Origin of the sequence: Flavobacterium sp. IB48 (genome assembly GCF_016405855.1) — a bacterium.
Lineage (GTDB): Bacteria > Bacteroidota > Bacteroidia > Flavobacteriales > Flavobacteriaceae > Flavobacterium > Flavobacterium ginsengisoli.
Window position 1 is genome coordinate 328,250 of sequence record NZ_JAEFCA010000002.1, and the last position, 15,731, is coordinate 343,980.

15 protein-coding genes are annotated in these 15,731 nt (G+C 34.8%); 3 read left to right on the forward strand and 12 right to left on the reverse strand.

The features are described 5' to 3' along the window. Positions 1 to 9: 9 nt before the first annotated feature. The 8 genes from JC605_RS08590 to JC605_RS08625 all read right to left on the reverse strand — a co-directional run bounded on the left by JC605_RS08590 (position 10) and on the right by JC605_RS08625 (position 8,712). Positions 10 to 1,008: a restriction endonuclease gene (locus JC605_RS08590; RefSeq protein WP_198855779.1), complete on the reverse strand. Its 999-nt coding sequence runs from the start codon at positions 1,006 to 1,008 to the stop codon at positions 10 to 12. A 44-nt stretch (positions 1,009 to 1,052) separates the two neighbouring features. Next, entirely contained in the window at positions 1,053 to 1,961 is a 909-nt protein-coding gene (locus JC605_RS08595) for a hypothetical protein (protein WP_198855780.1), read from the reverse strand. A gap of 76 nt (positions 1,962 to 2,037) precedes the next feature. Then, positions 2,038 to 2,451, reverse strand: a complete 414-nt coding sequence (locus JC605_RS08600) for a hypothetical protein (RefSeq protein ID WP_198855781.1) — start codon at positions 2,449 to 2,451, stop codon at positions 2,038 to 2,040. Positions 2,452 to 2,520: 69 nt separating this feature from the next. Continuing rightward, complete coding sequence (locus tag JC605_RS08605; protein ID WP_198855782.1) at positions 2,521 to 3,306, reverse strand: GIY-YIG nuclease family protein; 786 nt, start codon at positions 3,304 to 3,306, stop codon at positions 2,521 to 2,523. 35 nt (positions 3,307 to 3,341) lie between these two features. Then, positions 3,342 to 3,800, reverse strand: a complete 459-nt coding sequence (locus JC605_RS08610) for a hypothetical protein (RefSeq protein WP_198855783.1) — start codon at positions 3,798 to 3,800, stop codon at positions 3,342 to 3,344. A 144-nt stretch (positions 3,801 to 3,944) separates the two neighbouring features. Continuing rightward, a complete protein-coding gene (locus tag JC605_RS08615) occupies positions 3,945 to 4,760 on the reverse strand; it encodes a hypothetical protein (RefSeq protein WP_198855784.1) in 816 nt (271 codons plus the stop codon). A gap of 105 nt (positions 4,761 to 4,865) precedes the next feature. Beyond that, positions 4,866 to 6,707, reverse strand: a complete 1,842-nt coding sequence (locus tag JC605_RS08620; RefSeq protein ID WP_198855785.1) for a UvrD-helicase domain-containing protein — start codon at positions 6,705 to 6,707, stop codon at positions 4,866 to 4,868. Positions 6,708 to 6,711: 4 nt separating this feature from the next. Beyond that, entirely contained in the window at positions 6,712 to 8,712 is a 2,001-nt protein-coding gene (locus JC605_RS08625) for an ATP-dependent endonuclease (RefSeq protein ID WP_198855786.1), read from the reverse strand. A gap of 299 nt (positions 8,713 to 9,011) precedes the next feature. On the opposite strand from JC605_RS08625, the gene JC605_RS08630 reads away from it, so the two are divergent. Further along, positions 9,012 to 9,842, forward strand: a complete 831-nt coding sequence (locus tag JC605_RS08630; protein WP_198855787.1) for a hypothetical protein — start codon at positions 9,012 to 9,014, stop codon at positions 9,840 to 9,842. Positions 9,843 to 10,471: 629 nt separating this feature from the next. Further along, positions 10,472 to 10,876, forward strand: a complete 405-nt coding sequence (locus JC605_RS08635; protein ID WP_198855788.1) for a helix-turn-helix domain-containing protein — start codon at positions 10,472 to 10,474, stop codon at positions 10,874 to 10,876. A gap of 132 nt (positions 10,877 to 11,008) precedes the next feature. Here the strand turns inward: JC605_RS08635 and JC605_RS08640 are convergent, their stop codons facing one another. From JC605_RS08640 to JC605_RS08655, 4 genes are all read right to left on the reverse strand, one after another. Continuing rightward, the gene (locus JC605_RS08640) at positions 11,009 to 11,461 is read right to left on the reverse strand and encodes an Lrp/AsnC family transcriptional regulator (RefSeq protein ID WP_095929232.1); all 453 of its coding nucleotides are present in this window, start codon (positions 11,459 to 11,461) and stop codon (positions 11,009 to 11,011) included. Positions 11,462 to 11,610: 149 nt separating this feature from the next. Further along, complete coding sequence (locus tag JC605_RS08645) at positions 11,611 to 12,603, reverse strand: bile acid:sodium symporter family protein (protein ID WP_233074060.1); 993 nt, start codon at positions 12,601 to 12,603, stop codon at positions 11,611 to 11,613. Between the two features lie 58 nt (positions 12,604 to 12,661). Next, a complete protein-coding gene (locus JC605_RS08650) occupies positions 12,662 to 13,693 on the reverse strand; it encodes a methionine synthase (RefSeq protein WP_198855789.1) in 1,032 nt (343 codons plus the stop codon). A gap of 30 nt (positions 13,694 to 13,723) precedes the next feature. Next, positions 13,724 to 14,776, reverse strand: a complete 1,053-nt coding sequence (locus JC605_RS08655) for a DUF1852 domain-containing protein (protein ID WP_198855790.1) — start codon at positions 14,774 to 14,776, stop codon at positions 13,724 to 13,726. Between the two features lie 268 nt (positions 14,777 to 15,044). Here JC605_RS08655 and JC605_RS08660 point away from each other — a divergent pair, with 268 nt between their 5' ends. Continuing rightward, a complete protein-coding gene (locus JC605_RS08660) occupies positions 15,045 to 15,674 on the forward strand; it encodes a nitroreductase family protein (RefSeq protein WP_198855791.1) in 630 nt (209 codons plus the stop codon). The last annotated feature ends 57 nt before the right edge of the window (positions 15,675 to 15,731 follow it).

The window sequence follows — 15,731 nt, forward strand, 5'->3', positions numbered from 1 at the left end:
ATTTTATCTTTATCGTTTTGTCATCGCTTTTACCCAGCTCTCTATTTCCTTATTCTCAGCAAACTGCAGGGGATATTTTCTAATGGCAACCACCTTTTTGCCTCCAGGAGCAACCCTGGAGGTCGTGGCTATAAGCCCTTTTACTGCACCTTCAAACTGGACATCCGAGTAGAATGATTTAACCGTTTCAATTTTGACATCATTCGTTTCTTTATGCCTCTTACACTGGATTATTATATAAGGCTTTATGCTATCATTTTTATCGAAAACCCTTATGTCAATACCGCCATCATTTGAACCAGGTCCAAGTTCTACTGAATAATCCTGTCTGTTAAAAAACTCAGCCGTTAGTCTTTCAAAATTTCGCCAGTGCATATATTCCAATTTCTCTGGATTGACAGCCAGATAATTAATAAATTTTTGATCAATAAATTGGGAAGCGACAAGAGGTATGTGTTCATCTTGAAACAATTTGTTTAATTCAATTCCACCGTCCCATAAAATTTCTTCAACAGGTTTTATATTGTTCGACATTTTCTGATTATGCATGATATTTTCTAACGCATTTATAACAACTTCAGCAGGAGCAATTTTTTCCTCTAAAATTTTATCAACTATGGGATTAGGATCTATTAACGTTGGATTTTCGGGATCATATGCTTCGGCCATTAATTCCATGAACCTTTCATGAACCCCCACAATATTATATCCCTTGCTATCCCATACCAAATATTTTTCAAAATCATTTAACAATAATGGCGAATCACTCTCGTCAAGTTCTCCCAGTCTCTTCCGCACCAACCAGCAATATTCATCAAAATTCTCGGATCGCATTCTTATGGTCATTCCTTTTTTAGAATTATAATCTTTAAACATTTCCTCATCAGGATACCCCTGTACAAGTATTCCAATAAGAAAATCTTCTGAAATCACTAATCCAGACTTGACCACGACAATATCTAACAAAGTATTTATTAAGGTCTCCAACCTCCAATTTATAGCTCCCATATTTGTAAAAAATTAAATTAAAACATCCTTAATATTTAAAGACCTTATTTGTCAGCAAGGCGTTTACTTGAAAAGTAGAATAATGAAGTATCAATACCCAGACCAAATCCAAACCAATATTTATTGCTATAAATCCATTTCTTAGAAGTGTCAGAAAATCCTATATCTGCACCGATGGGAAGAAATGCTAAATTAATTTTATCGTACACGGTTAGCATAACTCCGCTACTGAGGCTTAAATAGACCTGACTTGTGGGAGCGCTATCCAAAATCTGTCCGTTTGTGTTTCCAGCCTTTAAGGTTTCAACTGATGGCCCTGCCAGTCCAACTACTCCCCATCTGAAACGGGTTTTCTTTCCTGTGTAATAATATTTGTCGCGAGTCCTGAAATATCCAAAAGTTAAAGAAACATTTTTTATGCTGGCACTTGATTCCGAAGGTATGTCACCAATTCTTCCACGCACTTTAAACGGAACGGACATAAGACCTATGCCTAATTCTTGTTCCTTTATAATCTCCGGACTATTAGGATAAGCCAATTCCGCAAAAACCATAATTCTGCCTGCACCTTCTTTTATTATTCTGGATGTTTGTACTGTTCCGTTTCTTATAATCTCTGAGTTGACAATTGTACTATTATCTTTCAGTCCTCCGCCTGGCACATCTCCTTTAAAATTGAAGTAATAGACCCCATTTTTAACCTCGACCGAATGAATGTATCTGTTGGTAATTTTGTAATAGACATCTAAATCGACAATAGTGTCAAGCCGCATCATAACAGCCGTAGCTTTGGCTTTTTTTGCAGCTTCTGCCTTTGATTCCGTTTGGCGATTTGATTCTTCCTGCAATGCCTTTTTTACCGCTGAGGTTATGATAGCCTTGTCAGAATCCTTAAGAATCTGAGAATAAGATTTCAATCCAAATAATAATAAAAAGAGTAAAGCTTTTTTCATGGTTACATTTTTAAAATTAGATATTCTGTTTTTTTATCTCCCAAATCAAGACCGGGTTCATTCGAGCGTATGGTATTTACTCATAAATTTTTTCTACTTCATCGACTTTGAAAAAATTGGTCTTGTAGTCTTTATTTTCAAAATAACCGCAAACAATATCACCGTCCTTATAACCTTGCATATGGCATACCTTATTAAAATTTATTGGGCTATTGCCTAATTGATCCTGTCCTACGATCCAGTTGATTGTCATCTCATCATCTGTCAAACGATGCTTCACGACATTTCCTACTTTTAGTTCACTATTTATAGCAGGTATTCTATCTGCCAGATTAGCTATCAAGCTGTTTCCTGGAATTGTGGCTTTTTTATTCTTGCCGTACTTGACTGCTATATCTCCCGTTTGATAATCGGGCCTCATCATTAAACCTCTATTTACATCGATTGGCAATCCGGCACTTTCTGTAACTCCTACTACCCATGTAATCATTAATTTTTCAGTACTTGCCTTCAAGTATACTATGTCATTTAATTTCATATTATTTTTTTAAGTTTTGTGTTATAACTGGATATTACATTTTAAATTCATGAATTTTCCAATCTCCTCTAATTCTCTAAGTTTTAATCTAAACCATTCGCCTCGAACTCTGCTTTTACTGTATTTTTTATGAAGCTCTCTTTCTAAGGCTTTGTCGCAGCACCATACTGCAATTATGAAGATTTTTGGCTCCTGCGAATGAAGCGTCTTTTCACGATAATGTGGTTTTATGCTTGTACCTATTTTAATTAATGATGTTTCTTCATTTACCATCAAATAAACATATTCTCTATCTTCTTCGGATTTCAGTTTGTAATTATTGTCAAATAATTCTCGAAGGAATTCAACTTTGTCAATTAGTCTAATCACTTTGATAGGTCTTGAAGAAGCTCCAACCGCGTTTTTACCCTCGAACATTTTCAGCTCAATTGTTGTTGTGGTAAAAAATCCCATTTTTTCTAGAAAAAATCTCAAGCGCGTTTGGAAAATATTAAATGCATTGATAGCATCAATTTCTTCGTAATCATCGGCAATCATTAGGCAGAATCGTAAAAGAAGAGTAAAATATTCAGGGTCATCAATTTCTAGGCAGATGATATCCCCTTTTAATTGATTCAGATTGTTTATAAAAAACATATGAACTAGAAGTGATGCTTGATCATCAAATAATTTAACCCCAAAGCAATTGCTATTAATTCCAGATATAACATTGTGTATTGCGCCATTGTCTTCCTTATCTAATTCCAGAATATCTTCTCTGGATAAAGTAAAACAAACATCGGCAAATCTATCTATTGAGTTTTGCATAGTCTATACAATTCTTCTAGTGGTTCCGCTTAAAATTAATTTTTCGGAATTAATTGTTCCACTGAAAAATAATAAAATTCATCATTGATTGGATTTCTTGTTTGCTTATCCACTACTCTTACCGGAATATTATATTTGGTTCCAATATTAGCAGTAGAATCATCACCTTCAAAAAATTTGCTGACTAAATTATCCCACAAAGATTGTTCCTGATTTGGATTTTCAAGATGGAACTGCTCTACCTGAATATGCGCAGTAGCCCTACTCAAGTAGAAGTTGTGATATTCATACATTCGTTCCTTAAGATCAGGATTGTTATCCAATCGATTATAGGATCTAGAAAATATAACAACCTTTCTCCTTTCAAACGCAGCTAAAAGTTCTGCAACAAAATGCTTCGCCTCGACCTCGTTTTTCACAATAAATGTTGTTGCGAAATGAATTATGGCATTGCAATTTAAATCTTCAAATCTAATTTCTAAAAAAAATTCCATTTCTTTTATTCTTTTGATTAATGTTAATATTTCAAACCTTTTTAAATTAATTTTCCATTAATAGACAGTTAAATTATTTCATCTGACATTTTTAAACTATATAGCTGTTATTTTGAAATTTAAATATAAGAAACAATTAAATAATTAATGTACTCTTACAATCCTAGATTCAGGAAAATCGACATCAATGTATTTTTTTATAAGCCCGGTAATAAGATCAATGCGGGTTCCTATAATTATGTATCTGTTTTTTACAGGCCAATCGGTCATTATTGCAGTTAGTTTAGGTTTTATGACTCCTGAAACTAAATGTGAAGGATCTGTATACCATAGACCGCACCCGCTGATACCGTGGAGATCAGGGCCAGTTCCAAAAGTATTATTTTTGCCGTTATAGGCAAGTTTTTTATTATAGAATGCCGCAACATTGACTGCCGGATTACGATTTAATTTTGAATATTCCTCATTTTTTGCCGGCGAAGTAAAATAAAAAAAAGTAGTAGCATCGAAAATATCGGTTTTGTACAAAACTTTTGATTTTGATGTGGGATAACCCAGAAATGTGTAGCATTCCCCATCTCTGAATGTATGATTGATAGCCAAATCCTCGGCCTGCAGAAAAGTATATCTCCTTAAAATATGCGAAACACAATTGTCATCCAATTTCAAAACAGCAACATCAATTCCATCTTTATCCCTATTTGCTGGATTATTATAAAAGACAGTGCCGCCAGGCTTAATTATTTCATAGTCTTCTGATAAAAAAATAAATAAATCCCTGTACCTGTCGAAAACATGAGCTGCGGAAACAAGAAAATAGTGTTCTTGAATCTGAATAAAAACACCTGTCCCGTGAACTTTATAATTCGAGGTGTCAGTTAGCAGCATGCATGTGCAGCTCCTCATTGATTCCAGGCTCATTAATTGGAGCTCTCTATACATTTCTTCTGGTGTTTCCATATGTCAAAAGATTAACATTCCTAATTCAATTTTTTAAAGACTTAAATTTAAGCTGCGCCGTAACTTCTGAATTTGATGAATCCGCCAAAAACATCACTAAAACAATCATTTCCTTTGTACTATCTGTACAATTCCTGATTTCTGTAATTCATCAAAAATAACTTTGATCTTATTAATAGACTGCTTCTGCTCTCCAAATCTGCCGGTTCTTTTCTTGCTTAAGGTGAACATTACTTTTTCTTTTGCTCTTGACAGGGCGACAAAAAAAGCGCATTTATCTTCGTCAGGCTGTCGGTCGAATGACCAGAATGCGCCGTCTTCCAGACCTATAAATACAACCGTATGATATTCCAGTCCTTTGCTTTTGTGGATTGTCATAACAGGTATCGTATCTTTTCCCATCACCATATCTAATGCTTCACACATATCATTTACTGAAAGGTAATCTTTAATCAGTTCTGCTTTCAATAAGCCCAGAATCCGGTTAAATTCCACGATATTTTTATAATGTGGATAATTAGCCCTTATCCTGTCAATTCCCGCAAATTCGATTATTTCATCAATTAGGCTTTTGACCTGGTCTTCCGAAAGGCCATTTTTATTCCATTTCTCCCTCAGTCCCTTAATAAATCCTGAAAGAGCTATTTCGAGCTTTAGCAGCTGTTCATCTTCAAGTTCAGTATGCAGGTTTCTCAAAAAGTTAAAGGCATTTTCTTTGGCATTCCCTGATTTGTTCTTGAATATGACATAAAGGGTATCAATGACATAATTGCATAATTCCTGAGTTAGTACATCCTGCAGAACGTTTTCGTCTCGGGCTTTAATTCCGTTCTGATTAAAGAAATCAATAAGTTCCCCTGCATAGACGTCAAGCTGCTGCTTTACCAGTATGCATATACATCTTGGATCAATTCCATCCTCATTAATCCACTTTTGAATATCCTTAAACAGTATTTCCATTTCTGATTCAGGATTCTCGAATATCCAAACCTGACATTCTCCCTGATCTTCACGCCATTTAGGGGAAGGCAGTGCTAAATCATCTTTTCCCAGCAGATGTTTGGTAAGATGGTTCAGCAGGGTAACGAGTCTGGGGGCGCACCTGAAATTCATATTCAGAGGTATCCTTTCCGCTCCCATTTCATTTATAAAATCTTCAAATACAGTTTTCCGGGCTCCTGCCCATATCATAATTCGCTGTTTGTCGTCTCCAACTGCTGTAAAGAAACTGCTACTTCCCAAAAAACAGCTTTTAAAAAAATCATACTGGATTTCAGTAGTATCCTGAAATTCATCCAGGAAAACGAATTGATAAGTCTGCTGCAGGTATGACCTGATTTTGGGATTGCTCACCATAATGTATTCTGCTAAGCGCATCACCATAATAAATGAAAGTTTTGACTCCCGCATCATTCTGCTCCATACTTTACCCTTCAAAACTTCTTCTGAACTGTCTTTAGAAAATGGCAGCTGCACGTTGTGCAGCTTTATGATTTTATCTTTATTGGTAGAACCGTAAAAATCAATATCTTCAGCCCTGTAGTATTCTAAAACAGACTTTTCATTTAATAGGATATCGTATTCCGGAACTAATCTGAATGTATCTGGAAGCGCTGAAAGAAAACGATCCAGAATTTGCTTGGCAAATGAATCAAATGTCAAAGAATCAAATCGTTTTGACAATTCATCACCGCATCGAAGCCTCACACGCTCCTTTAGATTACTGGCCGCATCCCTTTTAAAGCTTATTGCGAGGATTTTATGAGGATAGCGGCAGGTGTTGGTCTGCAGTAAGAAGCAGGCCTTCTGTGCTAAAAGTTCTGTTTTGCCAGCTCCGGGACCAGCCACCACTAGACTATTTTTAACTTCGGTTGCGACATTGTGCGCATTCTTTTCGAGCTCAAGTCCGTCTGCAGGAATCCACTCGTCAGTTTTAATGGGCTTCATCTGCTTATTCTGTATCTAAAATTTCTTTTATGCGCATAAAAAATTCATTAAAAACAGGCGGCAGATTTTCTCTAATCTGTTTGGGCCTCATTGAAGACAATACCTGAATATGAGTTGCCGGTTTTCCTCTTCCTAAAAAGTGGTAATTGTACCAGATCATCAACTTCTTTTCTTCGTAAGAATATGTATCCCCACTGGCTTTTTCAGACTTTAATACAGCATGCACAGCCGAAATTACCTTTTTGCCAAATCTCTCTGCTTCCGTTTCCTCATCCGGAATCTGCGGTCCGCCATTTTCTGGCACTGCATTTTTATAAAACTCAGGATAGTGCGTAAGCATTAAAAAATCAATATCTAAAGGAGCAGAATAAAAAACGTTGTACCATTTTAGTTTTCGCACCCATGAATTTAGACTTTTTAAATCCTTATCTGTTTTTAATGGTCTTTTATGCATTAACTCCAAAGAAGCATTAGATAACACTCCACCTCCTTTTAATTTCAATAGCTCACCTCTATCTGCACCTACTTCAATTAATTGTTTTAAGGCATATTTCACTCTGCCCCAGCCTCCTCCTTCTCTTTCAATATCCAGATCTAGGAGTGTTACATTTGGGATATGAAGTGCCTGCAGCAATTTCCAAATATGGTTAACAAAACGGTGGCCAAGCGGTGCAAATGTGATTATATTGTCATCGAAATCGACATTCATGACATCCATTAGACGGCTAAATATTAGCTCCTCACTATCGCCCTCTCCAATAACTACAAGCTTTGCAAAATAAATTTCGGGATAGTTGTGTACAGCTTCTTTTATATACTTGTACGCTGAATCTTTTTTGTCAGGAAGCAAAATCCTATTGACTTCTGTTTCATAATTTTGATTGATTCTGAAATGCAGTATGCATTCAGGACTTAATCTTTTCACAATCGCCGGTGTATGTGAGGAAAGCAGTACCTGTGAACTTTCATTGCGGCTGATTTTCTTTAGAATTTTTATAACCCTGCCCAGCAGCTGTGGCGCAATATGGTTTTCTGGTTCTTCTACTGCAAGGATTGTAAGCAAAGGACGATTTATCCCGATATTCTCCTGATCTTCCTGTTCTGAAAGTTTTTCTTCTATATCCAGCAATGCGCACACCAGAGTAAGATAAAACAGTGAACGATAACCCTCTCCAAGTTCATCAATCTTATAGGATTTATAAGTCCCCGTAGGGCTGAAAGAAATCTCTATCTTTTTTAATATAGAATCTAGATCACTGCCTCCAAAACCAAGCGCAGTATCCTTATAACGTTCATCTTTATGGAACTGCTGCCATAATTCTGTTATGGATTCCTGAACTGTGCCGAACTCATTCAGCGAATTGAAAAGACCGTTTAATTCAGTCACTTTCTTATCAAATTCTCTTTTAAAAGCGTCACTCCATTTAATCTTTTTTAAGACACGAAATAAAATCGTACCCGAAGAATATCGTAATTGTTCAGCAGGTCTTCTGATAGCAGGAACATACAGCAATTGAATCAAACTTCGGAAATGACTTGGAAAAAGCCTTTTGCTGTCTTCAGTTTCCTGAACTCCTTCAGCAGTTTTTATAAAATACATTTTAGAATCGATTTCCCCGTCAGGAATTAAATTCGATTTTTTCCAATAAGCTTCTAATCGTATTCGCAGATAAGGATCCCCGTCTTCTTCGTCTACAACCATTTCAGAAAAAAAATGCGGGATCGCCTCTTTTTCTTCCTCTGAAAAATCAATTACCGCTTCAATGGAAATTTTCTTCTCCTCAGCAAAATCAGGATCTTCATCCTTGCCAACATGAAAATCCTGACGAAAAAGCTCCCGATCGGCAGATGTCTGCCCAAACAATTTCTTTAACGCTTCAAGACAAGTGGTTTTGCCCGCACTGTTTAGCCCTATCAACCCCACCAGATCATCTTCAATTGGAATCAAAACTTCATTAGGTCCAAACGATCTGAAACCTTTAATTTTTATTGTGCTTATCTTCATATTTCATTTTTTGGTAATTCAAATATCATTTGTTTCAGCTGATTTTTTTTACGGAAAACCATATTCATATCAAATATAAGAATGAGTAAAAAATGAACACTAAGTATTTACACGTGTTTTGGTTATCTTTTGACACTTAACATATCTAAACAATCTAAATTCAATAAATTATAATGGAAATATTCTATATTTGGTAATAAATATTGTGTGATAGGTATCACAAATATCTATCTAACTCTAGGTGGCTTTGTGTGATTTTGTCGCACATCTAAATAAGTTATGTGATATCTTAAAACTACATGGACAAAATTAATTTTAACGAAGCTGAAATATTAGGAGCCCTTGGAAGGTCAGGCTATCTCTTTGAATCAGAAATTTCAAAAATGTTAAGTGAAAAAGGTTTTTTTGTTGAAACAAATACTGTTATCAAAGATCCAATTACAGGAAAGAGTAGAGAAATTGATTTGATTGCTGAATTATATGAAGCAAATGTTGATTATAAGAAAAATAAATGCTTTACTAATGTTAAATATGTTTTTGAAATAAAAAACAATTCTGCTCCTCTAGTTTTACTTACTGAATTTGAAAATAATCCAAACATTCAAGATTGGGAGGCATTTAAACAACGAATAACTATTCCTCCAGAAATGGAAGATTATTTTTCAAGTCCTTATTGGGATAAAATAGTGATGGAAAACAAATTCTCAATATTTACCCAATATTGCTCCTTCCAACATAAAAAAAACAACGCAAAAGACGAATTAATGGCTCTTCATCCTGATAATATTTATGAAGGATTGTCGAAAATTTCTCAATATTGTGAGCAAAAAATTAAACCTGAAGACAATAGTGAAGCTGACCAATATTTCCGTCTTTTTTTATATCTTCCAATTCTTTTAATTGCCGATGATTTATATGAATTAAAATATGATGAGATAAAAAATCCCAAATTAACGAAAACGGAATGTTCTTTATTGCTTTATAATTATCATTATGAAAATAATCCAACAATGGCTTACATATTTGTTGTAACTAAAGACGGGTTGCCTAAACTACTTAACTTTATGATGGAAACTGAAAAAGAAATCTTTGAAGATTTAGTAGAACGTAGAAAAAAAGGCATGAAATAACAACTACTATAATTGATTTAGGCAATTTTCTTAATAGAATTTGAATGATTTGGCAAATCCGAAAGCAAGGACTTAATTTACTCCAAAACAACTATCTATGCACAAAAAAATCAATGCATTTTACTGATATAGAAAAGGAATTTCACCTAAAAATGAAAACAAAATAAATCATTCTTCGTTTTATTTGAAAGTGCACTGTTATTAATTATAAACAAGTTAAGATTGTTTCTTTCTAAATAATCATTGATAAATTTTGATGTGAATATTTTAAGAATTATAATTTAAATTTACTTGGAAACAAATGACAAACTATTTATCAAAGATTCATCCTTACGATCAACATTTTATTGAAATCATATCTTAGTTGAATTAACATTTTTTAACATTTAACCCTTACGATACATACAAACCGCTAATACATAAAAATTCAAAATAATTATCCTATAAATTCACTTGAAAGTAAGCTAATTTCTTTAAATCATTCATAAAATGGTTTGTAAATTGTATCGTAGAGGTCACAAAATTAAAATCCCATTTCCAAACGAAATGGGATTTTTTTTATTTTAAAACACAGGTTTTAATTCAAAAAATGGCTTTATCTTTAAGCCTTTAGAAAATTGATATTTGTTATGGAACAGAAAATACATCAAGGAAGAAACGTAAAACGTTTTAGAGAAATGCTAAGTATAAAGCAGGAATCATTAGCTTATGATCTGGGAGAAGACTGGAACCAAAAGAGAATTTCTATGCTAGAGCAGAAAGATGTAATTGAAGAAAGTCTGCTAAAACAAATTTCAGCTGTATTAAAAATTCCTGTTGAAGCTTTTCAGAATTTTGATGAAGAACAGGCTGTAAATTTAATTTCATGCAATTTCTCGGATAACGCAATGTTCAATAACAGAATTGAAATTTTTAACAACAATCCTATTGAGGAAATCAAAAAACTTCATGAAGAAAAAATTGCTTTATTTGAGCGTATGCTGAAAGAGAAAGATGAAATGATGTCTAAGCTTGAGAAATTGATTGGTAAATAATTATTAATAAAGATATTAATTAAAAAAGAGACTTTCAAAGTCTCTTTTTTGGTTTTAGAATATTATTTCTTGGTAAGAAGTTAGAAGACATTCATAAGGCTTTTATAAAAACTCTTTGGAATATTCACGGAACTATCCATACAAATTTTTTATCTCCGACATAACAAAGGTACTTTGGGTACTCCCTATGCTTTCAACAGATCCCAATTTATTAAACACAAAATCCTGATAATGCTTCATGTCTTTCGCAGAAACTTTCATTAAAAAATCGTAATCACCAGAGATATTGTAGCATTCTACAACTTCTTCTATTTTCATAATATCACTAACAAACTGATTCCCGATATTACGATCGTGTTGTTTAAGTTTGATATTACAAAAAACAATGAAACCTCTATTTAATTTTTCTGCATCAAGCAGGGCAATGTATTTTTTAATATAGCCGCTGTTTTCTAATCTTTTAATCCGCTCAAAAACTGGCGATGCAGAAAGATTTACCATTTTAGCAAGCTCTTTTACAGTGTATTTAGAATTATCGTGTAGTATATTTAATAACTGAAGATCAATATCGTCTATTTGTTCCATAGAATATTTTGGTTTAATTTATTGCGAATACAGAATAAAATTCTTCAAATATAACCAAAAACCATACAAAAATCTTGTTTTACATAAATTAAAAACATAACATACTGCAGCATTCATCTTCACAGTATAAAAATCTACAAGGCAATGTTTTATACTTCTTTTCGTCGAGCCATACCCTGAGCAATGATACTGGCAGCAATTAATTGCAAGGCATGGTAAAGCATGAGTGGCAATAATACGATGCCAGTGATGGTACTGTGTTGAAAAAGTACTTTTGACATAACGGTGCCGTGTACCAATGACTTTTTAGAACCGCAGAATAAGACAGTAATACGGTCTTCATCTGAAAAACCAAGCAATCGACTGAGTAGTCCGACACAAAAGAATACGGCAAAAAACAACGCCATCATACCTGCAGCGAGTCCTGCAAGTTCAAGGGCGGTGAAACCGTCAAAAAGATGTTCGGAAAATGACTTGCAAAACGACGTGTAAATAATCGTTAGAATAACTGTCTGATCGAAATATTTGAGCTGTTTCTTGTATTTTTCGGCAATCGCGCCAAAACGGGAATTAAGGCTTATACCAATGATAACAGGCATTAAGACTTGCAGAATCAACTTTACGACGATTTGAGTAACATCAAAATCGCCTGTCGCAGAAGCTATAAACAGCCCAACCCAGAGAGGCGTAACCACTACTCCTATCAAACTGGAAATACTCGCATTGAAAATGGCCGCAGGAATGTTTCCCTTGGCAATCGAAACCATGACCACGGAAGAAGAAACTGTGGACGGTAAAGCTGCTAGAAAAAATACACCGAGCCAAAGCAATTCGAAGCCGTTATTGACAAACAACGGGCGAAATGCCAAAACAAGGAGCGGAAAAAACAAAAAAGTTGTCAACTGGACGACAATGTGCATTTTCCAGTTGGAAAGTCCAGCTTTTAGTTTCTCAACGCTCAGTCGCATACCATAAAATAAGAAAATCAAGGAAACGCCTGCATTGGCAATCTCCTCCAGCGAAATAGGTTCTTTGACCATGCCTGGCTTTGGCAAAAAATAAGCCATCAGAATCATGGTGGCTATCATTAACAGGAAACCATCGAAACCTGCTTTTTTTAATACTTCTAATAATTTATTCAATGTGTTTTAAATATTATTTCTCCGTGCATGTACGGACTCCATTATTAATACATTGAGACTAAATCCCAAGTTCTTTGCGTATAATTTCTGCTCCTGCGCTTAAAGCACTTAACTTGCCTCTAGCCACGTTTCGAGATAGCGGAGCCATACCGCAGTTTGTAGAAGGAAAAAGATTTTCGGCATCTACAAACTCAAGCGCTTTACGCAGGGTATCAGCTACTTCTTCTGGCGTTTCGATAGTGTTAGTTGCCACATCAATGGCACCGACCATTACTTTTTTACCGCGAACAAGTTCCATTAAATTTAAAGGCACATTGGAGTTGTGACATTCTAAAGACACCACATCAATTTTAGATTTCTGAATTTTTGGAAAAATTTCTTCGTATTGTCGCCACTCTGAACCTAATGTCTTTTTCCAATCGTTATTTGCCTGTATTCCATAACCATAGCAAATATGAACCGCAGTTTGGCAGTGTAAACCTTCAATGGCTCTTTCTAATGCTGCCATTCCCCAATCGTTTACTTCATCAAAGAACACATTAAACGCAGGTTCATCAAACTGGATAATATCTACCCCTGCGTCTTGAAGTTCTCTAGCTTCTTCGTTGAGTGCTTTCGCAAATTCCCACGCCAATTTTTCTCGGCTTTTATAATGGTCGTCATATAAAGTATCTACCATTGTCAGTGGGCCTGGCAATGCCCATTTTATCGGCTTATTAGTCTGTTTACGTAAAAATTTAGCATCTTCAACAAAAACTGCTTTTTGACGTGCAACCTCACCCACCACCACTGGAACACTCGCATCATAACGGTTACGGATTTTTACTGTTTTACGATTTTCAAAATCTACACCGCTTAAATGCTCGATAAAAGTCGTTACAAAATGCTGGCGTGTCTGCTCGCCGTCACAAATGATATCCAGATCTGCCAATTGTTGTTCCTGCAGCGAAATGCGTAAAGCATCTTGTTTTCCTTCAAGCAACTGATCGCCTTCTAATTTCCATGGTGACCAAAGTTTTTCGGGTGGTGCAAGCCAAGCAGGTTTGGGTAAACTTCCAACAATAGAGGTGGGTAATAATAGTTTCTTCATAATAGTATAATTTTAATGCGTTGTAATCAGTTAAAGGGTAAAATTAGCAGACCATTGTTCCAGGAGATTTTTGTAAGGCTTAATGAAATGCTCTTCTGCATATTTACCCTGTTCAACAGCCAGTCGGCTGCGTTCTTCGCGGTCATAATCCACGCGAGTTAGTGAATAATCTTCGTGTTTAAGACTAGGTTGATAGATTTTCCCAGCCACTGAATTTGCATTGTAAATTTCAGGGCGATAAATCTTCTGAAAAGTCTCCATCGTACTGATTGAGCTAATTAATCCAAGATCAGTATAATCGGCAAGTAGATCTCCGGAATGATAAAAAGCCATCGGTGCCACACTATTCGAAGGCATGAAAAAACGAACTTTTAAGCCCATTTGAGAGAAATATTCATCAGTGATAGAATACTGATCTTGCAGATACTCAAAACCCAGAACTGGATGCTGATACTCTGTGCGGCTATAAGTTTTGTTACTCGATACACTTAGACAAATGATCGGTGATATCTTAAAGTGCTCTTTATAAGTGGCTGAATTCACAAAGCACTTATAAAGTTTTCCGTGCAAATCACCAAAATTTTCAGGAATAGAAAAAGTAGATTTATTTTTATTATGGTCAATCAATAAAATACTGAAATCATAATCCCGAACATAAGAGGAATAATTATTTCCGGCAACTCCTTCGATTTGCTGGCCGGTCTTACGGTCAATAATATTTGTTTTTAAAACTTCAATCATCGGTAGATCATTACTACCGTTCTTATCATCAATAATCATTGTTACTGTGAGAATTTCAAGTTCTACATGGTAACGATCTCCTTTTGGATTATCCAAATGAGCCAATGCATTGAATCGATTGTTAATCATATTTAAGGCATTGCGTAAGTTTTGCTGGCGATTAGCTCCTCTGGCCAAGTTGGCAAAATTGGTTGTCAAACGCGTTTTACTTGAGGGGTGATAATTTTCATCTAAACAAGTGCTTTTTAGCGTGAACACAAAATCATTTTGGATTGTATTCTGGGTATTTTCAATATCCTGCTTTTCGCTTATTCTTAAATCTTCTTGTATTTTCGCTTTCATTTGATGACAAGGTTTAGTTTTTTTACCTTGCAAATTTTAAAACAAAAGATTTAATATCCTATTAAATCAAAAAATACAGTTAAATATTCTTTTTTAATATATTTTTAAAGATTATTAATCTCTTCACAAATAAAATATTGAAAGAAAACAGATAATTATTCTTTGGAGAGCTAGGACATGACCCATTTGAAATTTCCCATAACAATTCAAACCTCGAAAAAGAAAACAATATAATTTATATTTGCCAAAATTTAAGATAGATATAGTAATGAATTTAATAGAAAATTTAAAATGGCGCTACGCCGCCAAAGCTTATTCCAACGTTAAACTAGCAGAAGAAAAAGTTGATCAAATCTTAGAGGCTATAAATCTCTCAGCATCTTCTTGTGGTCTGCAATCTTACCGTGTTTTTGTTGTAAGCAACCCAGAAATCCAAAAAAAATTAGGTGCTGATTCGTATAATAGACAAATTGAATCTTGTTCTCATTTGTTGGTTTTTGCTGCACTCAATAACATGTCTTCGAGTTACATTGACAATTACATGGCAATGACAGAAAAACAAAGAGGTCTTGATGCTGGCGCTTTATCAGGATTTAGAAATGGATTGCATGCTTATTTTAACGCTATTAACTCAGAACAAAAAGCACTTTGGGCAGCAAAACAGGCTTATATTGCACTGGGAACAGCACTTATTGCTGCAGCAGAATTGAAAGTGGATGCCACTCCTATCGAAGGATTTAATGCTTCTATTATCGACGAGGTTTTAGGTTTGAAAGAGAAAGGGCTGCATTCTACAGTTATTCTTGCTTTAGGATACCGTGATTTGGAAAAGGACTACATGGCAACTATGAAAAAAGTTCGTTTGCCTATAGATGAAATGGTAACGAAAGTTTATTAATACTATTAAATATGTTAAATTATTATGGGAAAAGTATACTTTCAAACCTTATGGAAT